The following is a 19,887-nucleotide window of genomic DNA, read 5'->3' on the forward strand; positions in this document are numbered from 1 at the left end:
GGTTCCGGTTTCCGTTGCGTGGCCGCCGAGCCGCGCGCGTTACTTGCCCCGCGCGGCCGAGGCGGCGGTGTCGGACGAATGCCCGTTTCCGAGCATCGCCGGGTTCACGGGCGGGTTGCCCATCGACTGGAACAGCGCGGCCGTGTCCGAGAGCCGCATGCCGCGATAGCGGATTTCGTCGAGCCGCGCGTTGCGCCACTGCTGCTCGCTTTGGCGCACCGCGTACCACGGCACCGCGCCGAGCCTGTAGCGCGCACCCGTATCTTCGTACACACCTTGGGCCGCGCGTGCCGAGATACTGGTCGCGTCGAGGGCCTGGGCGTCGTGGTCGAGCGCGGCAAGGCGATCGGCGACGTCCTGGAATGCCGTAAGCACCGTCTGCCGATACGTGTCGTTGGCGGCCTCGTACGACTGCAAGGCCGCCCGCCGCTGGGCGATGAGTGCGCCGCCGTGGAAGATCGGCTGGGTGAGCGACGCGCCGATCGCCCAGAGCGCGCCCGCGCCCGACGTCGCGACGGGCCAGCTGAAGCCGCCTTGGCCGAGCGCCGCCGATAGCGTGATACTCGGGAACAATTGCGCCGTCGCCGCGCCGACCTCGGCGGCGGCGGCCTTGAGCATGGCTTCGGCTGCTTCGATGTCGGGACGGGTCCTCAGGAGTTCCGACGGTACGACCACGGGCACCGCGGCGGGCAAACTCAGGCTCGCGAGATCGAGGTCGGGCGGCGCCTCGTCGGGCGTGCGGCCCAGCAGCACGGCGAGCGCATGGCGCGTCGCGGTCCATTGCTGGCGCAGTCCCGGCAGATTCGCCGCGAGCGAGGCGGCGCTTTGCTGTGCGCCGAGCAAATCGGCGCGCGAGGCGGAGCCAAGCGCCAGGCGCTTTTGTACGTCGTCGGCCTGGGCGTTCGCGAGCGCGATCAGTTGCTCCGTCGTGTCGATCTGGGCGTGCAGCGTCGCTGCGGCGAGCGCGCTCGCCACGATGTTCGCCGCAAGCGCGCGGCGGGCCGCTTCGAGCTGGAACGCCTGCACATTCACGCGCGAGGCGAGCGCCGCGTTGTTCAGGCGCGTCGCGCCGAAGACGTCGAACGTATAGCGCACGTCGATGAGGCCCGCGAAGATCTCGTATTGCAGATTGTCGATGCCGAACTGCGGGATCGCGGGCGCCCGCTGGCGTTGCGCGAAGCCGAGCGCGTCGACGGTTGGCCACAGCGAACCGCCGATCTGGCCGCGCAATTGTTCGCGCGCGGCCTGGAGGCTGTGATCGGCGGCCGCGAGGTTCGGACTGTTGGCGAGGCCTTCGCTCACGAGCGCGTCGAGCGCTTCGGAGCCGTAGAGCGTCCACCATTGCGGCACCGGCTCCGCGCCGGTCACGAACTGCTGCGAGACGCCCTGAGCCGCGACTGTTTGCGCCGGCTGCGGGTCGATGCCGTAGTGCGCGGGCTGCGGCATGGCGGGCGGCTCGCCGCTCGGGCCCATGGCGCAGCCGGCGAGCGCGAGCGCGGCACATGCGGCGAGCGGGCCGAGAGTCCGCGTAAAAGGCGGCGTAAAAGACGGCGCCGATGCGCGCGCTGCTTTGCGCGCAAACGCGTAGATCAACGAACGAATCTTCATGATGCCTGTCCCGGCGTCTTGCCGGGCTCGTCAGTCTCGCTGCTGCGCACGCCGAACGCGGCGGCGTAGGCTGCGGGCAGGAAGAACAGCGTGAGCACGGTCGCAATCGTGATGCCGCCCATCAGCGCTGTCGCCATGGGGCCGAAGAAGTTCGAGCGCAAGAGCGGAATGAGCGCGAGCACCGCGGCCGCGGCGGTCAGCATGATCGGCCGGAAGCGGCGCACCGTTGCGCCCACCACGGCGTCGAAGCGCTTGTGTCCCGCGCGGATGTCGGTCTCGATCTGGTCCATGAGAATCACCGAGTTGCGCATGATGATGCCGAACATCGCGATCACGCCGAGCATGGCCACAAAGCCGAACGGCTGCCGGAACACGAGCAGGGCGGCCACGACGCCGATCAGCCCGAGCGGCGCGGTCAGCACGACCATCATCACGCGCGCCAGGCTTTGCAACTGGATCATGAGCAGCGTGAGCACGACGATGGCGAGCACCGGCAACTGCGCGAAGATGGACGCCTGCCCCTTCGCGCTTTCCTCGACGGAGCCGCCCACTTCGACGCGATAGCCGGGCGGCAGCGCACGCCTGAGGGCAGCGAGTTTCCCGTCGAGCGCATGTGTGACGTCGATGCCTTGCGCACCCGCGCGCACATCCGCCTGCACCGTGATGGTGGGCTGACGGTCGCGCGACCAGATTACGCCGTACTCCAGATCATTGGCGAGATAGCCGAGCGCGCCAAGCGGCACCGGCCCGTTGGGTGTGGGCATCGCGAGCGTGAGCAGGTGCGCGGGATCGACGCGTTCGGCAACGGGGGCGCGCAAATCGACGCTGATGAGCTTGTCGCGCTCGCGAAACTGCGTGACGGTGTATCCCGAGTAGGTCATCTGCAGGAAGCTGGCGATGTCCTGCGTCGAGACGTTGAGCGCACGCGCCTTCTGCTGGTCGATCTGAAAGTGCAGCGAGCGTCCCGCGGGCTCGTCCCAGTCGAAGCTGACGTTGTCGGTGCGCGGATCGGCGCGCATCGTCGTCGCCACCTTGCTGGCGATGTCGCGCACGGTCGGGATGTCGTCGCCGCTCACGCGAAACTGCACCGGATAGCCGACCGGCGGCCCGTTTTCGAGCCGCGAGAGACGTGTGCGGATGGCCGGGAAGTCGTTGCGCAGCATCGGTTCGAGCCAGCCCGCGAGCTTTTCGCGATCGTCGACCGACTTCGCCGTGACCACGAACTGCGCGAAGTTGGGCTGCTGCAGTTGCTGGTCGAGCGGCAGATAAAAGCGCGGCGCGCCCGTGCCGACGAAATCGATGAAATGGTCGATCTCCGGGCGCCCCTCGAGCGCCGCTTCGAGGCGCTTCGTCTGACGCAGCGTCGCGTCGAACGAAGCGCTCTCCGGCAGGCGCACGTCCACGAGCAACTCGGGCCGGTCGGAACTCGGGAAGAACTGCTGCGGCACGAGCGTGAAGCCCGCGAGCGCGGCCACGAAGAGCACAAGGGTGAGCGCGAGCACCACGAAATTCCGCTCGATGCACCAGCCGACCCAGCCGCGCAGGCGCCGATAGAAACGCGTGTCGTAGATCTCGTGCTCGTGGTCCTCGCCGTGGGCGGCGTCCGGATCGGACTTGCGCTCCGGCAGCAGCCGGTAGCCGAGCAGCGGAATCAGCACCACGGCCGCGAACCACGAGGCGACCAGTGCGATGGCGGAGACCTGGAAGATCGAGCGCGTGTACTCGCCGGTGCTCGACCTCGCGAGCACGATCGGCAAAAAGCCCGAGACGGTAACGAGCGTGCCGGTGAGCATCGGGAACGCGGTGCTCGTGTAGGCGAACGCGGCGGCACGCGCGCGGTTCCAGCCCTGCGCGAGCTTCACGGCCATCATCTCGACGGAAATGATGGCGTCGTCCACGAGCAGGCCGAGCGCGAGCACGAGCGTGCCGAGCGAGACCTTGTGCAGGCCGATGCCGAACAGGTACATCGCGAGCGAGGTGACGGCGAGCACGACAGGAATCGTGATTACGACCACCATGCCCGTGCGCACGCCGAGCGAGACGAGGCTCACGAGCAGCACGATGCCCACGGCTTCCGCCACGGCTTCGACGAAGTCGTCCACCGAGCGGGAGACGGCGTCGGGCATGCTCGACACCTCCACGAGTTTCAGGCCCGCGGGCAGTTGCGCGCGCAACTGCACGACGCGCGCATCGAGCGCCTTGCCGAGGCGGATCACGTCGCCGCCCGTCTGCATCGTGATGCCGATGCCGAGCACCGCCTGGTTCTGGAAGCGCATCTGCGTGGCGGGCGGCTCGTCGTAGCCGCGCCGGATCGTGGCGATGTCGCCGAGACGAAACGTGCGCCCGTTCACGCGAATCAGCGTGTTCGCGATCGCGTCGAGGTCCTCGTACTGGCCGCTCGGGCGCACGAACACGCGGTCGTCGGCGGTCGTGAGCGTGCCCGCGGGCGAGACGCTGTTCTGCGCGCCGATCACCTGGCCGAGCTGCGTGGGCGAGATGCCGAGGCGCGTCAACTGCGTGTTCGGAATCTCGATGTAGATGCGCTGCTGCGGATCGCCAAAATAGTCGACCTTGCCGACGTCGGCTACGCGCAGCAGTTGCTCGCGCAGCTTGTCCGCGTAGTCATGCAGTTGCGCGGGCGAAAAGCCGTCGCCTTCGAGCGCGTAGATGTTGGTGTAGACGTCGCCGAACTCGTCGTTGAAGAACGGCCCCTGCACGCCCTCGGGCAGCGTCGAGGCGATGTCGCCCACCTTCTTGCGCACCTGGTACCAGGTCTCGCGCACCTCGCTCACGGGCGCGGAGTCCTTCATCGTGAAGAACACGAGCGACTCGCCGGGCCGCGAATAGCTGCGCAGGAAGTCGATATAGGGCGTTTCCTGAAGCTTGCGGCCGATGCGGTTCGTCACCTGGTCCTCGACCTGGCGCGCGGTGGCGCCGGGCCAGAAGGTCTGGATCACCATCACGCGGAACGTGAAGGGCGGGTCTTCCGACTGCGCGAGGCGCGTGTAGGCGAGCGCACCGAAGATCGTGGCGAGCACGACGACAAACGTGACCAGCGCCCGATGCCGAAGCGCCCACGCCGACAGATTGAAGCGCCCCCCTTCGTTGCCGGAGCCCGGTTTCGAGCCTGTCACCTCGCTCATGACGCGAAGTCCTCGGGATGCAGCGGCGCGACCGGGCGCACCTGCTCGCCCGCATGGACCGTGTGGACGCCTTGCAGCACGATGCGCTCGCCGTCCTGCAGTCCGGCCGCCACGGTGATGGTGCGCGCCGCGTAGCGCGTGACGCTCACGCGCCGCAACTGCAGGACGTTGTCGGGCGCGTGCACGACCCAAAGGGCGGGTGCCTCGCCGTCGTGGAAGAGCGCGGTGGCCGGCACGGTAAACACCGTGGGCGCGTTCGCCTCGCCCGGCGCCGCGAACGCCACATTGGCGGTCATGCCGAGACGCACGTCGGCGTCGGGGTGTTCGAGCGTGAGCTTCGCGCGCCACGTGCGGCTTTGCGGGTCGGCCGCGGCGGCGAGCTCGCGCAGGCGTGCCGTGTAGCGACGTCCGGGCAGGGCGCCGAGCGTGACCTGGGCGGCGTCGCCCGTGTGCAGGGCTGCGACGGCGCGCTCGGGCAGATCGCACACCACGTCGACGTCGCCGGTCCACGCGAGCTGATAGACGGGCTGGCCGGCCTGCACGTTCTGGCCGGTGTCGGCGTTCTCGGCTGTGATGACGCCGGCATGGTCGGCGACGATCTGCGTGTAGCGCAACTGGTTCTTCGCGAGCGCAAGCTGCTGCTGCGCCTCGTCGCGCTGGGCCGCCGCCGACGCATACGCGTCCTGCGTCTGTTCGAGCTGCGCGCGGGCGATGAGGTTGGCTTCGGACTGGGCCGTATCGCGATCGAGCTGCTGCTTCGCGAAGACGAAACGGTGCTGCGCGGCGTCGAGTTGCGCCTGCGCGCTCGCGGCGTTCTTTTCGAAATCGGCCGGGTCGAGCCGCGCGAGCGTCTGACCGGGCTTCACGCTGTCGCCAAGGCGCACGCTGCGCTCGATGATCTTGCCGTTCACGCGGAATGACAGCGGCGTCGCATTGCGCGCCTCGATGTCGCCGGGATAGCTGGTGCGCACCCCGCCGCCGTCGGGATGCACGGTCATCGAGACGACCGGGCGAGGCTGAGGCGGCGCTTGCTTTTGCTTGCCGCACGCCCCAAGCGTCGCGACGCCGAGCACGAGAAGAATAGTCGCGGTGCGCCGCCATGGCACGACAACGCGCGCGCTGCTGAACTCACCGGAACTACTGCGCACCCCGCTCGATGCGCCACGACCGCGACGATTCACTTGAACCTCGATACGCCTTGCGCGCACGCTGACCTTAAAACCGCGCGGCCGGTTGCGCTGCCGTTGAGCCGCAGGTGCGGCTGTTCGCACATGCACCTGGACTTGGGATGATGAGCCGGATTCTAATACAACGTTGTATCTGGATGCGAAATCGAATCTGAAGAATGTTTCAGTGCTAGACTCCCGCCAATCCACGAGACATATCGACGCCCCACGCCATGAAGCGCATCCGACTCACCCGTGAACAAAGCCGCGACCAGACGCGCGAGCGCCTGCTCGACGCCGCGCAGGCCATGTTCATGAAAAAAGGGTTCGTGGGCGCGAGCGTCGAGGACATCGCACACGCGGCGGGGTATACGCGCGGGGCGTTCTACTCGAACTTTTCGGGCAAGTCGGATTTGCTCGTGGAGTTGCTGCGGCGCGATCACGAGGCCATGCAAACGGACTTGCGCGCCATCTTCGAGACCGAGGTTTCGCGCGAGCAGATGGAGGCGCGCGTGCTCGCCTACTACAGCCGCATGCCGCAGGACAACAAGGTCTTTCTGCTGTGGGTGGAAGCCAAGCTGCTGGCCGCGCGCGATGCGCGCTTTCGCGTGCGCTTCAACGCCTTCATGAAGGAAAAGCGCGAGAGCCTTGCCGCCTATATCGAGGAATTTGCGGCGCGCGTGGGCACGCCGGTGCCGCTCGAACCGGAGTTGCTCTCGGTTGGGCTGATGGGGTTGTGCGACGGCGTGCAGTTTCTCGCCACGGCCGATCCGCAGCATGTCACGCCGTCTGTCGTCGAAGCCGTGCTGGCGAGTTTTTTCGCGCGCGTCGTGTTCGGGCGGGACGCCTGAGCCGGGCACCCGCGACGCGTACGGCTCAGGCGCCGAGGCCAGGGCCGTAGTTGCTGCCGATCAGCCGCGTGACGGACGCGACGTCCTGATAATCCTGCTCGGGTATGCCGTCGAGGATCGCGAGCACTTCGTTGCTCGCGCCGGCCGCGCGCGCGGCGTCCACGAGTTCGTCCTTGTTGGCCGGCCAGCGTACTTCGCGCAGCACGTCGGCGAATTGGAGGTCGATCGGCTCGTCGGGAATGCGGGGGGCTGACATGCGTGGCGTCCTTTGCGCGGGCGGCCGACGGTGGCGGTCCGCGTCGTCGTCTCGTTCGTTGTGGGGGAGGGCGGCGCATCGGTGGCATCGCGCCGCCGGCATCGCGGTTCAAGCATACACAATCCTCCTCGCAGATCGCCGCCGCGCGTGCATGCGCCGCACTGATTCCCTGCTTTTCGTGCCGCGCCGGGCGGGCGATCAGGTCTGTTGATGCAGGTCCGGGCTCAGCGTCTTGTCGAGGCGATGCGACCTGGGCAGCGAGAGGTACTCCCAGTGCTGCGGACCGTCCGTGCCGGTGATGGGCACATTGGGGGCGGGAGGCGCCACGGGGGCGTCGTCGGCGGGGGACCCGCTCTGGAGCGGGATGCGCGCGCTGGCCTGGTCGATGGGTGAGTCCTGCGCGGTGCGTACCGGTGCGGCAAAGCAAGAGGCCGACAACAGCACGGTGGTCATCAGTGTCGAGGTTTTCATCGCTCGACCTCCTTTCTCATGCGGCCCACTGGTCGCAGCAAGCGCCGTACCGCGTTCGCCACCGTGGCGAGGCGCAGGCAGCCGCGCCGGCCGGGGCGGCCCGGCGCGCCGCCACGCCTCGCGTGCACGAGCTGCTTTGACGGCCCGCGTAGGCGACGCGTACGGATAATTCCATCATGGCAGGAAATGCGTCGAGGCGTCTCGAACGCACGTGCTTTTCCATCGGCCAAGAGAGCGGCAAGCTTACGGCGGGGGCTGGCGCAGCGCTTCGAAGCGTGCCCAGGGCCACGACGGCCGGTCGCGCATATAACCGTTGAGCCAGTTCCACTGAGGATGGCGCTGCATGAACGCCTGGGCGTCGAACGGGCGGCCGCACGGATGGCCCCAGCGCGCCCAGAACGCCAGATCGCGCGCCATTTCGCTGTCGGCCACCTTGCCGTCGTTCGCGCCCCAAGGGTTGAACGGCCCGTGGTCGGCGCCGCCGAAGCGCGCGTCGTCGAGTTCGAGATGCCCGCAAATCGTGCGCGAACACGGGTTGTCGCTGCGTTCGAGGTAGACGTCGTGATGGTCCGCGATCATCGCCTTGGCGAGTTCGACGTCGATGGCGCCGCGATGCTCCTGCGCAAGCTGCATGAAACGCAGACGGCGGGCGCCGTTGCGGCGCACGTCGGTGTAGTCGTCGGCTTCGCCGGTACATTCCTGGTTGCGGATCCTGAGGTCCGTGGCCGCGTTGAAGCCGCTGTAAAAGCCGTCTTTCGTGCTCTCGAAGCCCGCATGCCGCAGGCCCAGTTCGTAGCGCGCGATCTCGCCCGTTTTCGTGTCGCCGAGCAGCCAGCTATTGACGTAGCCGGCGTTGTTCGCCTGCGCGAACATCTCGCACCATTCGCCGATGCCCGATGCGTACTGCGTCGCGCGCCGCGATCGATAGAACTCGGGTGCGCCGCTCGCGCGGTAGCCGACAAAGTTCGAAATGGTCGTCTCGGTCACCATGAGGCCCGCGCCGTTGATCCAGAAGTCGGTGAGGCTCGAAATGCAGCCGGGCAGGCCTTGCATGAGGATGCGGTGCCCCGAGTCGGGCACGATGTCGAACACGATGTTGAAGGCGTCGCCGGCGGCGTACCGGTCCCATGAGTTGTGCGCCATGACGATGCGACCGTCGCGCGTCGCGCTGCCCGTGGCGATGAACGCGCTGCAGTGATGGCCGCGCCGCCCGCGCCACGGCCGCACGGCCGGCTGCCCCTGCTGCGCGGCCACGTGGACGGGCCACCAGCTTTGCAGCAGGTCCATATAGCCGTTCCAGGCGAGCACGTCGGCGAACTTCAGGCCGGCGCCGTCGGCGATCCCCTGGATCTCGTCGGCAAATTCGGTGTCGATGCGTGGGGCGAACTGAGCGATCGCGGCGTTGACGAAGATGTCGAAGTCCTCGCCCGTGTCCCATTTCGCGAGATAACGCGCGGTGCGGATCGCGTTGCGTATCTCGTTGGCGAGCAGTTTGCCATGCTGCTCGCCCCGGTCGTAGGGCTCGCCCTGCAAGTGCACGAATATCCAGCCCGCATGGTCGCGGCGTACGGCTTCGAGTGAGGGGTCGCTCATCTTCGCTCCGGTCATCCCCGCATCGATCGTGGCTTCTTCGTGCGCGGGCGTCCGTGCGCAGGCGCACGGCGCCGGCCGCGAAGCGCGGTCGTTCCGAATCCCTGAATTCTAGAAAATCCCTCGGGCTTTGCCACGCGCCGCGTGTGCCGGGCGTGCCTACCGGTCCGCGTTCATGCGCTGATACGCATCGAGGAGCGACGTCTTGTACACCACACCCGCGAGCGTGGGTTCGCGCATGCTCTCCACCACGGGCAGGCGCTCGCCCTGGAACGACATGAAGTGCTGCAGGCCGACGGCGAGCGGCATGTCGGGCGTGAGCACGTCGAACGTCGGTTTCAGGTAGTCGCGGGCGTGCCTGTTCGACGTATCGCGCTTTTGCAGCAGGTCGGACGTGATGTCGGCCAGCGCGACCGCGCCGAGAAAGCGCCCCGTTTCGTCGGTCACGTAGAGATACTTCACTGGATACTCGAGGAACACGCGCGTCATTTCCTGCACCGTCGCGTCGGCGCGCACGACCGTCTGCGCGGGGCGGACCAGCTCGCGCATCTGCGTCATGCGCAGGCGCAGGCGCTCGGCCTCCTCTCGGTTGCGATAGAGCGTGATTTCGTACATCGACGCCTTGCCGATCGCGCGCGCGACGAAATACGCAACGACGCACGACAGCATGAGCGGCAGTACCACCTGATAGCTGAGCGTCATCTCGAAGATCATCAGGATCGCCATGAGCGGCGCTTGCGTCGCGCCCGCGAGGAACGCGCCCATGCCCACCATCGCGTAGGCGTACGACGCGGAGGTGCCGTCCGGCCAGAGCGCGTGCATGCCCTGGCCGAACAGGCAGCCGAGCACGGCGCCCATGAAGAGCGTCGGCGTGAACACGCCGCCCACGGCGCCGGAGCCGACGGTCGCAGCCGTCGCGATGAGCTTGAAAACCAGCACGGTGGCGAGCGCGGTCCAGGTCCACGGCGAGTGCAGGATCGAGTTCACGACGCTGTAGCCGTTGCCCCACACCTCGGGCGTCCAGACGGAAAGGACGCCGACCACGAGACCGCCGAGCGCGAGCCTCACGGGCAGCGGCGCGTTGAGGCGGCCGAAGCCTTTTTTCGCGGTGGACATCATCACGAGAAACTGCGGCGCAAGCGCGCCGCACAACAGGCCGAGCGCCACGAACAGCAGCACCTCGACGCCCGTCACCGGCGGGAACACGGGCATCTCGTACGGCGGCTTGTAGCCCGCGAATTCGCGCATGGTGATGTTGGCGACCACGGAAGCGACGACGATCGGCCCGAAGCTTTCCATGACGATCGAGCCAAGCACGATCTCGGTCACGAAGAAGGCGCCCGCGATGGGCGCGTTGTACGCCGAGGTGATGCCGGCCGCCGCGCCGCACGCGACGAGCAGACGCAGCCGCGACGGATCGAAGTGGACCCAGCGTCCGATCAGCGAGGCGGCGAGCGCGGCGAGCTGCACCATCGGTCCCTCGCGGCCGATCGAGCCGCCGCTCGCAATCGTGAAGAGCGAGGAGAGGCTGCGCCACACGCTCGTGCCGACCGGCATGACGCCTTCCCCGATCGCCACGGCCTCGATGTAGTCGGTGTGCGTCGCCTTGTTGCCGTTGGCGGGCGCCTTGCGCCTCGCGAGCAGCAGCAGGCACCCCGCGACGAAGCCGCCCGCGGCGGGCAGCCAGATGCGCCGTTGCCACGGCAGGTGCCGCGCCATCTCGACGAGACTGCCTTCGTTGCCGATGAGGAGCACCTGCACATACTGGATGCCTTCGCGGAAGACCACGGTCGCGAATGCGCCCGCCACGCCGACGATGACCGACCAGATGAGCATCGTGTGGGCGTCGGACAGGCGAAAGAGATCGCGGGCGCGAGTGCGCAGCTTCAGCAGGAATGACAGCACGGCGGGCGGGTCAGATGACGGGTGAAAGAAAATCGCGCGTGCGCAGGGCGCGACGCGCGACAGGAATCATAGCGGGTGCGCCGCCGCGCGTGCGCAGCGCATGCGGCATGGGCGGACGCATCCGGCTGCACATGCGCGCTCAGCGCACGGCCTTGTCGAGTTCGGGATAGTGCCGGAATATGCCGGTCTCGTTGAACGGCAGCCGCCGCTCCGAGGCGAGATAGGCGGCGATGTTCGGGCGCTTCGCCACCGCGTCGCGCAGTGCGACGACATGCGGATAGTGCTCCGCGAAGTGCTTCGTCGCTTTCGGGAACGCGTAGCGCAGCCCTTCGACGATCTGAAAGATCGAAAGATCGACGTAGGTGAGCGCCTTGCCGACCATGTGGCGCGGGCCATCCGGGTTGTGCGCGAGCACGCGCTCGAAGTAGCTCATGAACTTTGGAATGCGATGCGCGATGAAGTCGCCCGCGCGCGCCTTCGCCGCGTCCTTCTGGTCCTCGTAGTAAAGGCTGCCCGCGATCGGATGATGCGTGTCGTGCGCCTCGGTCACGAGGTCCGCGATCGTCAACTGCAGGCCGTTCGCGACGATGCGCAGGTCCTCGTCGTGCGGCGCCAGCTTGAGCTTCGGGCCGAGGTAGAAAAGGATGTTGGCCGTCTGCGGGACGATGAGGTCGCCGTCCTTGAGAAAGGGCGGCGCGTAGGGCGGATACGGGCCGTCGCTCTCCAGTTCGTTCATCATCGCGCCGATGCCGAGGCCGTCCTTCTTCTCGCCGCGCGCCACATCCACATAAGGTGCCTGCGCCTCTTCCAGCGCGAGCCGCACGAATTCGCCCCGGCCTTGCAGGCCGTCCCAGTAATAGAGCTCGTATGCCATCGGTCGTCCCCTTGCGTCGGTTGCCGTGCCCGCCACGGCTTGCGTGGCCGCTGTCCGTGCAATGGACAGCAGCGCACAGTATCGCTCGCAACCGTCGCGCCTGGCTCGCGGGTGCCGCGCGCCGGGCAGACGCCGCGAAAACGGCGCGCGCAGAAACGGAAAAAGCCCCGTCGCGGACGGGGCAAGCGGCGGGGCGAGTCGGCCCGGGGCGGAGCAGGGCGGATGGCACGGGGTTTTGCGCGGCCTGTCGGCGCACTGTCATCCGAACAGGCGCTCGACGCCCCAGGTGATCGCGAGACCGCCGCCGACCAGCCAGAGATAGATGAGGAAACCGGCGGTGAGCGCCCGCGGGCCAGCCTGGCGGATCTGCGAGACGCGCGTTTCGATGCCGAGGGCCGTCATCGCCATGGTGAGCGCGAACGTGTCGAGCGTGTTGACCGCGTGGGTGGCCGTTTCGGGAAGCATGCGAAGCGAGTTCACGATCACGAGCGCGAGAAAGCCGAGCGCGAACCAGGGCACCGCGAGTTTGCGCGCGCCGTTGTGACCGGCGTGCTGCGCCGTGCCGCGCGCCGCGCGGTTGAGCCACACGCCGAGCACGAGCAGCACCGGCACGAGCAGCATGACGCGCGTCATCTTGACGATGGTGGCGATATGCGTGGCTTCCGGGCTCACGTTGCTCGCCGCGCCGACGACCTGGGCGACTTCGTGAATCGTGCCGCCGAAGAAAAGTCCGGCGCCGAGCGTATCGAGATGCAGCCAGCCCGCGCGGAAGAGGACCGGGTAAAGAAACATCGAAAGCGTGCCGAACAGCACGACGCTGCCGACGGCCATGGCGCTCTTGTGCGGCTTGGACTGCAACGTGGATTCGAAGGCGAGCACGGCCGCCGCGCCGCAAATCGCGCTGCCCGCCGCCGTGAGGATGGCGGTATCGCGGTCGAGTTTCAGGAGCTTCATGCCGACCCAGGTACCGATCGCGAGCGTACTGACGACGATCACCGCCGATTCGACGAGCCCGGCCACGCCGACCTGGGCGATTTCCTGCAGGCTCACGCGCAATCCGAAGAACGCCACGGCGATGCGCAGCAGCTTGCGCGCGGAGAAGTTGACGCCAGCGGCCCAGCTTTCGGGCATGCCGTCGCGCAGCGCATTGCCGTAGACCGCGCCCGCGACGATGCCGACGATAAGCGGGCTCAGGCCGAGTCCGGCAATGGCGGGCAGCGACGCGATGCTGGTGACGGCTGCCGCGAAGAGCGCGACGAACAGCACGCCGTTGAGCTGCCCCCGTGTGGAAGGCAGCGAATGCGCAAGGGTGGGTGAAGACATTTGGGCCTCTTTCTCGAGCGGGCACCGGGCGATACCGATGCCGAACGGGGTAGCGAACAGATTGCTATCGAATGGCCTAATCCTAATTTGAATATATCAATATGAAAAATCGTGATTTGCGAAGTAATATATAGCTTGGCGCTATATTTCACCATCATGACCCCGGAACAACTGATAACGTTCGCGGCAGTCGCCGAGCATCTCAACATCAGCCGAGCGGCGCTGGCCCTGCATTTGTCGCAGCCCGCCGTGTCGGGCCAGTTGCGGCTCTTGCAGGAGGAATTCGGCGAGCCGCTTTACCAGCGTGACGGCCGGGGCGTGCGCCTCACGCCGGCGGGCGAACAGCTCGCGGGCTATGCGAGGCGGCTGCGCGACACCTGGCGCGACGCGCTTGCCTACCGCGACGCGCTGCGCGGCCTCGAGCGCGGCACGCTGCGGATCGGCGCGACCACGACGCCCGCGAGCTACCGGCTGCCGTATCTCGTCGCGCAGTTCCATGAGCGCTATCCGCAGGTCAAGCTCGAAACGTCGAGCGGAAATACGACCGATATCGTGACCATGCTTGGGGCGGTCGATATCGCGCTGATCGAGGGGCCGGTGGGCGAGCAGTTGCCGCCGGATACGGGCGTGTATCCCTGGCACGAAGACGAAATCGTCGCCATCGTGCCGCGCGGACACGCGCTGGCGCCGCAGTTGCCCGCGCAGTTACCCACGCAGTTGCCACCAGCGCCGGGCAACGCCGCGGAACCCATGCCCTCCGTCACCATGGAAGCGCTCGCCGCCTGGCCGCTGGTCCTGCGCGAAGATGGCTCGGGGGTGCGCCAGGTCGTCGAGCGCGCATTCGCGCGCGCGGGCGTGCCCATGCGCGTGGCGCTGGAGATCGCGGGGGTAGAGGGCGTGAAGGAGGCCGTACGGGCGGGCATGGGCATCGGCTTCGTCTCGGCCATGTCGATGCGGCACGAAAACGGCGCCTTGCGGCAGATCCGCCTCGGGCCCGAACCGCTCGCACGGCGTTTCTCGATTCTCGTGCCGCATGCGGGCGCGGCCTCGCGCGTCGCGCAGCGCTTTCTGGAGCTGTGCCTCGCCGATCTTCCCGGCGCCTGACCACCGGCCCAGGGCATACCAGAATGGCGCCGCACGCCGCGAGCGCGCACTATTCGCTTTAATCAACCGGCGCGCAGGCGCTTTTTTTCGGCCAGAATTTGGAACCGGTTCCAAAAAGTGGCGCGGAGAGCGTGGCGGCAGGCAACAACTGGGAAGAGGGCGATGGCGGAAGTAGCAATCGTGGCGAGCGCGTTCGGCGCGCAGGCGATCTGGCGCGACGGACACGCGGCATGGAGCGCGTCGGCGCGCCGCGCGGGTGCGCAGGCGTTCGAAGTGCGGCGCGAACTGATGAGCGATGCCGAGGCGCAACCCGAGGCGCTGCGCGCGCTCGGTACGACGCTTGCGGCGGCGGGGCTGTGGCGCGTCTGGTCCACGCCGGACGCGCTCTATCGCGAAGATGGCGCGCTCGACGATGCGGCGCTGTGCGCCGCTGTCGCGGCGGGCCGCGCGCTCGGGGCGCGCTTCGTCAAGCTGCAGTTGGGCGGCTTCTCCGGCAACGCCTGCGCGGCGCGTCTCGCGGACCTGCTCGGCGCACTCGGCGCGCGTACCGGCGAAGCGGGCAGCGGCCCGCGAGTCGTCGTCGAAAATGGCCAGCTCGAGCAAGGCGGCAAGCTCGCCCAGTTCGTCGGTCTCTTCAACGCGCTGCGCGACGCCGGCGTGCCGGGCGTGATCGGCATGACCTTCGACATCGGCAACTGGCAATGGCCGGGCGAGCCGCCGCTGCTCGCGGCCGCCGCGCTGGCGCCGCACGTCGAGTACATCCACTGCAAGGCCGTGACCGGCGAGGGCGCGCGCCGCTTCGCCGCCGCGCCCGCGGACGACGACGCCTTCTGCCGCGCCGCGCTCGCGCTGCTGCCGACCCATGTGCCTCGCGGCATCGAATTTCCGTTCGATCCGGCGCGCCTCGCCGCCGATGCCGCGCATTACGTCGGATGGCTCGCGGCCGCCTGAGCAGCGGCGGCTTCGCGCCCGGTTCCCCTAGATTTGCCCGGATTCAGGAATTGCATCACATGACCGACACACTCGATGTCATCACCTACGGCGAAGCGATGGCGATGTTCGTCGCCACCGAGCCGGGGCCGCTTGCCCAGGTCGGGCGCTTCACGAAGCGCGCGGCGGGCGCGGAACTCAATGTCGCCACCGGTCTCGCGCGCCTGGGCTTCAAGGTGGGCTGGATGAGCCGCGTCGGCGCCGACTCGTTCGGCCAGTTCGTGCGCGACGTGCTCGCGCACGAAGGCATCGATGCGCGCTGCGTGAGCACCGATTCGCGCTATCCGACGGGCTTCCAGCTCAAGTCGAAAAACGACGACGGGAGCGACCCGGCCGTCGAATATTTCCGCCGCGGCTCGGCGGCCAGCAAGCTTTCGACCTATGACTACCAGGCCGACTACGCGCTCGGCGCGCGCCATCTGCACCTGAGCGGCGTCGCGCCCGCTATCTCGTCGTCGTCGCGGGAACTCGGGTTCAAGCTCGCGCGCGAGATGCGCGGCGCGGGCCGCACGATTTCGTTCGATCCGAACCTGCGCCCGACGCTCTGGGGCTCCGAAGCGGAGATGGTCGCCACGCTCAACGAACTGGCGAGCTTCGCGGACTGGGTGCTGCCGGGTGTGGGCGAAGGCCGCGTGCTGACGGGTTCGGACGACCCCGAAGCCATCGCGCGCTTCTATCTTTCGCGCGGCGCCCGCGGCGTGATCGTCAAGCTGGGCGCAGAGGGCGCGTACTATGCCACGGCCGCGGGCGAGCAAGGTCGCGTCGCGGCGCAACGCGTGGAGCGTGTGGTCGACACCGTCGGCGCCGGCGACGGCTTCGCCGTGGGCGTGGTGAGCGCGCTGCTCGAAGGGCGGCCGCCTTGCGCGGCCGTCGCGCGCGGCAACCGCATCGGCGCGCTGGCCGTGCAGGTGATCGGCGACTCGGAAGGCTTGCCGACGCGGGCGCAGCTCGATGCGCTCGAAGGCGCGCAGACGCAGGCGGGCGCCCCGGCTGCGTCTGCAGCGTAGCAGGAACCGGCAGAAACGGGTAATACACGGCGCCACGCGCAGCGAGTTCGCAGACGGCGCGCCGAACGACAGCTTTGCATGGCACTGGGGCACGCGCCAACGCACCCGCTCCAGTCGACAAAGGAGACACCGATGACCTCAACCTCGCTCGCACCGCGCCGCTGGTGGGCAATCATGCCGATCGTGTTCATCACGTACAGCCTCGCCTACCTCGACCGCGCCAACTACGGCTTCGCCTCGGCGGCCGGCATCAACCGTGATCTGGGCATCAGCCCCGCGCTTTCCTCGCTGATCGGCGCGCTGTTCTTCCTCGGCTACTTCTTCTTCCAGTTGCCGGGCGCCGTGTACGCCGAGCGCCGCAGCGTGCGCACGCTCGTGTTCGCGAGCCTCGTGCTCTGGGGCGGCTGCGCCGCGCTCACGGGCGTCGTCACGAACATTCCGTCGCTCATGGCGATCCGCTTCGTGCTCGGCGTGGTCGAGGCGGCCGTGATGCCCGCCATGCTCATCTTCATCAGCAACTGGTTCACGAAGTCCGAGCGCTCGCGCGCCAATACCTTCCTGATTCTCGGCAATCCAGTCACGGTGCTCTGGATGTCGGTCGTCTCCGGCTATCTCGTGCATGCGTTCGGCTGGCGCCACATGTTCATTGCGGAAGGCGCGCCGGCGGTCATCTGGGCAGTATGCTGGTGGTGTCTCGTGCGCGACAAGCCGGCGCAGGCGAGCTGGCTTTCCGACGAGGAAAAGCGCGCGCTCGACGCCGCGATGCGCGCCGAGCAGGCCGCCATCAAGCCGGTGCGCAACTATGCCGAGGCGTTTCGCACGCCCGCCGTGATGCTGCTCTCCGCGCAGTATTTTTGCTGGAGCATCGGCGTGTACGGCTTCGTGCTGTGGCTGCCCTCGATCGTGAAGAACGGCTCGTCGCTCGGCATGGTCGAGACGGGCTGGCTCTCCGCGCTGCCGTATCTCGCGGCGACCATCGCGATGCTCGCGGCCTCGTGGGCCTCGGACAAGCTCGACAATCGCCGCGCCTTCGTGTGGCCGTTCCTGCTGGTCGGCGCGCTTGCGTTCGCCGGCTCCTACGCGCTCGGCTCGACGCATTTCTGGTTCTCGTACGCGTTGCTCGTGGTGGCAGGGGCGGCGATGTACGCGCCCTACGGCCCGTTCTTCGCCATCGTGCCCGAGCTGTTGCCGAAGAACGTGGCGGGCGGCGCGATGGCGCTCATCAACAGCATGGGCGCGCTCGGCTCGTTTGTCGGCTCGTACGTGGTCGGCTATCTGAATGGCGCGACGGGCTCGCCTGCGGCATCCTATGCGTTCATGAGCGCGGCGCTCGTCGTCTCGGTCGCGCTCACGCTCGCGGTCAAGCCGCCGCGCGAAGCGACCCCTGCCTATGCCACGCCGATTCATGGAAAATAACGAACCTTTCCGAGCGCACCTATGAAGCACAAAATCGTTGCCTACAAGGCCTTGCCCGCCGACGTCGCCGACTACCTGCGCGAGCACGCCGAAGTCGTGACCGTCGACGCAGACGAGCCGGGCGCGCTTGGCGCCGCGCTCAAAAATGCCGACGGCGCGATCGGCGCAAGCGTGAAGATCACGCCAGCGATGCTGGACGGCTCGCGCGTGAAGGCGCTCTCGACGATCTCGGTCGGCTACGACCAGTTCGACGTGCCCGATCTCACGAAGCGCGGCATCGTGCTCGCGCACACGCCCGACGTGTTGACCGAATCGACGGCCGACACCGTGTTTTCGCTCATTCTCGCGAGCGCCCGCCGCGTGGTCGAACTCGCCGACTGGGTCAAGGCGGGCCACTGGAAGGCCAGCATCGGGCCCGCGCAATATGGCGTGGACGTGCAGGGCAAGACGCTCGGCATCGTGGGGCTCGGGCGCATCGGCGGCGCGGTCGCGCGGCGCGCGGCGCTCGGTTTCAACATGAAGGTGCTCTACACGAATCGCAGTCCGAACGAAACGGCCGAGCGCGAGTACGGCGCGCGCCGCGTCGCGCTCGACGACCTGCTCTCCGGCTCCGACTTCGTGTGCCTGCAGGTGCCGCTCACCGAGGCCACGCGCCACCTGATCGGCGCCGAACAACTGCGCAAGATGAAGAAGAGCGCGATTCTCATCAACGCTTCGCGCGGCGCGACCGTCGACGAGCAGGCGCTGATCGCGGCGCTCGAAGCGGGCACGATCCACGGCGCGGGACTCGACGTGTTCGAGCGCGAGCCGGTCGATTCCGCTTCTCCGCTCCTGCGCATGCCGAACGTGGTGGCGCTGCCGCACATCGGTTCGGCCACGCACGAGACGCGTCATGCCATGGCGCGCTGCGCGGCGGAGAATCTCGTCGCGGCGCTCGCGGGCACGCTCGACGTGAACGTCGTCAACCGCGAGGTGCTCGCGCGATGAGCATGGCACCGGGCAGCACGGACAGCGCGGAAAACGGCGGAGGCGGTCCCACCTTGGCCCGCGCGCCGCGGCGCGCGACGATCAGCGACGTGGCGCGCGAGGCGGGCACCGGCAAGACGAGCATTTCGCGCTATCTGAACGGCGAACTGGGGGTGCTCTCGCCCGATCTGCGCGCGCGTATCGAGGCGGCGATCGAGCGGCTCGACTATCGCCCCAACCAGATGGCGCGCGGACTCAAGCGCGGGCGCAACCGCCTGCTCGGCCTTTTGCTCGCGGACCTCGCCAATCCCTATTCGGTGGAAGTGCTGCAGGGCGTGGAGGCCGCGTGCCATGCGCTCGGCTACATGCCGCTCATCTGCCATGCGGCGAACGAAGTCGAAATGGAGCGGCGATACCTGCAACTGCTCACCACGTATCGCGTGGAGGGCGTGATCGTCAACGCGCTCGGCGTGCGCGAATCGATGTTGAAGCCCGTGGGCAGCGGCGGCATTCCCGCCGTGCTGATCGACCGCACCGTCGACGGGCTCGAAGCCGACGTAGTCGGCCTCGACAATCCGGCGGCCGTGCGCCTCGGGACGGAGCATCTGCTCGCGCGAGGCTACGACGACATCGTGTTCGTCGTGCAGCCGTTCGAGCACGTGAGCTCGCGGCGCGAGCGCGAGGCGGCGTTTCGCGCATCGATGCAGGCGACGAAGGGGGCGGCGTGCGGCATGACGCAGGTGCTCGACCTGCACGACGACGCGGCCGCCGAGGCCGCGCTCGCGGCGCTCGATGCGCACGTGGCCCGTGCCGCCGCACGCGGGGCGCGCTGCGCGCTCTTCGCCGCGAACGCGCCGGTGGCGCTGCGGCTCGCGCTGCATCTGAAGTCGGCGCTCGGTGCGCAGTGGCAGCAGCGCGTGGCGCTGATCGCCATCGACGACCCCGAGTGGGCCGAGCTTGCGGGCATCACCACGATACGCCAGCCGACGCGCGAAATCGGCTATCGCGCGGTGGAGTTTCTGCACGAGCGCATCGAGGGCGCGGCGCCGGCCGCGCGCGCGGCGGCGTTCGAGGGCGAACTGGTGGCGCGGGCGTCGACGCTGGGATGAATGCCGCGCCTTCCCGTGCATGGGGCGCGGGCTGACGGCGCTTTGCGCGCGTGGACGCACGGCCGGGGCTGCGCGCCGCCCCCGATATCTGCGATGATTCGGGCTGCG

Annotated in this window: 16 protein-coding genes; 7 read left to right on the forward strand and 9 right to left on the reverse strand. The window is 68.2% G+C overall.

Going from position 1 to position 19,887, the window contains the following annotated elements:
* Positions 1 to 39 precede the first annotated feature (39 nt).
* Genes BLU17_RS20100 through BLU17_RS20110 form a run of 3 tightly spaced genes read right to left on the reverse strand, consistent with a single transcriptional unit; the run spans position 40 to position 5,857 of the window.
* Positions 40 to 1,608, reverse strand: a complete 1,569-nt coding sequence (locus BLU17_RS20100; RefSeq protein WP_092000230.1) for an efflux transporter outer membrane subunit — start codon at positions 1,606 to 1,608, stop codon at positions 40 to 42.
* Positions 1,605 to 4,751, reverse strand: a complete 3,147-nt coding sequence (locus tag BLU17_RS20105; protein ID WP_092000232.1) for an efflux RND transporter permease subunit — start codon at positions 4,749 to 4,751, stop codon at positions 1,605 to 1,607. The genes BLU17_RS20100 and BLU17_RS20105 overlap by 4 nt, the downstream gene beginning before the upstream one ends.
* Positions 4,748 to 5,857, reverse strand: a complete 1,110-nt coding sequence (locus BLU17_RS20110) for an efflux RND transporter periplasmic adaptor subunit (RefSeq protein ID WP_245746942.1) — start codon at positions 5,855 to 5,857, stop codon at positions 4,748 to 4,750. The genes BLU17_RS20105 and BLU17_RS20110 overlap by 4 nt, the downstream gene beginning before the upstream one ends.
* Positions 5,858 to 6,150: 293 nt before the next feature.
* Here BLU17_RS20110 and BLU17_RS20115 point away from each other — a divergent pair, with 293 nt between their 5' ends.
* Positions 6,151 to 6,768, forward strand: a complete 618-nt coding sequence (locus BLU17_RS20115; RefSeq protein WP_092000235.1) for a TetR/AcrR family transcriptional regulator — start codon at positions 6,151 to 6,153, stop codon at positions 6,766 to 6,768.
* Positions 6,769 to 6,793: 25 nt separating this feature from the next.
* On the opposite strand, the gene BLU17_RS20120 is transcribed toward BLU17_RS20115, so the two are convergent.
* The 6 genes from BLU17_RS20120 to BLU17_RS20145 form a co-directional block, all read right to left on the reverse strand.
* Positions 6,794 to 7,024, reverse strand: coding sequence for a DUF2795 domain-containing protein (locus tag BLU17_RS20120; protein WP_092000237.1), 231 nt, complete (start codon positions 7,022 to 7,024; stop codon positions 6,794 to 6,796).
* A gap of 198 nt (positions 7,025 to 7,222) precedes the next feature.
* Positions 7,223 to 7,495 (reverse strand): hypothetical protein, encoded by a 273-nt coding sequence (locus BLU17_RS20125; RefSeq protein ID WP_092000240.1) that lies wholly within the window; start codon positions 7,493 to 7,495, stop codon positions 7,223 to 7,225.
* Between the two features lie 243 nt (positions 7,496 to 7,738).
* Positions 7,739 to 9,088 carry a C45 family autoproteolytic acyltransferase/hydrolase gene (locus BLU17_RS20130; RefSeq protein WP_092000382.1) on the reverse strand — a complete coding sequence of 450 codons (1,350 nt, stop codon included), beginning with the start codon at positions 9,086 to 9,088 and terminating at the stop codon, positions 7,739 to 7,741.
* Positions 9,089 to 9,244: 156 nt separating this feature from the next.
* Positions 9,245 to 10,990 (reverse strand): ClcB-like voltage-gated chloride channel protein, encoded by a 1,746-nt coding sequence (locus tag BLU17_RS20135; protein ID WP_092000242.1) that lies wholly within the window; start codon positions 10,988 to 10,990, stop codon positions 9,245 to 9,247.
* Positions 10,991 to 11,129: 139 nt separating this feature from the next.
* A complete protein-coding gene (locus tag BLU17_RS20140) occupies positions 11,130 to 11,864 on the reverse strand; it encodes a glutathione S-transferase (RefSeq protein ID WP_092000245.1) in 735 nt (244 codons plus the stop codon).
* Between the two features lie 258 nt (positions 11,865 to 12,122).
* A complete protein-coding gene (locus BLU17_RS20145; RefSeq protein ID WP_092000248.1) occupies positions 12,123 to 13,187 on the reverse strand; it encodes a YeiH family protein in 1,065 nt (354 codons plus the stop codon).
* 156 nt (positions 13,188 to 13,343) lie between these two features.
* On the opposite strand from BLU17_RS20145, the gene BLU17_RS20150 reads away from it, so the two are divergent.
* The 6 genes from BLU17_RS20150 (at position 13,344) to BLU17_RS20175 (ending at position 19,779) form a co-directional block, all read left to right on the forward strand.
* Positions 13,344 to 14,291: a LysR family transcriptional regulator gene (locus tag BLU17_RS20150; RefSeq protein ID WP_092000385.1), complete on the forward strand. Its 948-nt coding sequence runs from the start codon at positions 13,344 to 13,346 to the stop codon at positions 14,289 to 14,291.
* A 162-nt stretch (positions 14,292 to 14,453) separates the two neighbouring features.
* The gene (locus BLU17_RS20155; RefSeq protein ID WP_092000251.1) at positions 14,454 to 15,242 is read left to right on the forward strand and encodes a TIM barrel protein; all 789 of its coding nucleotides are present in this window, start codon (positions 14,454 to 14,456) and stop codon (positions 15,240 to 15,242) included.
* 59 nt (positions 15,243 to 15,301) lie between these two features.
* Positions 15,302 to 16,288 carry a sugar kinase gene (locus tag BLU17_RS20160; RefSeq protein WP_092000254.1) on the forward strand — a complete coding sequence of 329 codons (987 nt, stop codon included), beginning with the start codon at positions 15,302 to 15,304 and terminating at the stop codon, positions 16,286 to 16,288.
* A 132-nt stretch (positions 16,289 to 16,420) separates the two neighbouring features.
* The gene (locus BLU17_RS20165; protein WP_092000256.1) at positions 16,421 to 17,704 is read left to right on the forward strand and encodes an MFS transporter; all 1,284 of its coding nucleotides are present in this window, start codon (positions 16,421 to 16,423) and stop codon (positions 17,702 to 17,704) included.
* 21 nt (positions 17,705 to 17,725) lie between these two features.
* Positions 17,726 to 18,691 (forward strand): 2-hydroxyacid dehydrogenase, encoded by a 966-nt coding sequence (locus BLU17_RS20170; protein WP_092000259.1) that lies wholly within the window; start codon positions 17,726 to 17,728, stop codon positions 18,689 to 18,691.
* Entirely contained in the window at positions 18,688 to 19,779 is a 1,092-nt protein-coding gene (locus BLU17_RS20175; protein WP_425434114.1) for a substrate-binding domain-containing protein, read from the forward strand. The genes BLU17_RS20170 and BLU17_RS20175 overlap by 4 nt, the downstream gene beginning before the upstream one ends.
* Positions 19,780 to 19,887 lie beyond the last annotated feature (108 nt).

Origin of the sequence: Paraburkholderia lycopersici, from assembly GCF_900096975.1 — a bacterium.
GTDB classification, from domain to species: Bacteria; Pseudomonadota; Gammaproteobacteria; order Burkholderiales; family Burkholderiaceae; genus Paraburkholderia; species Paraburkholderia lycopersici.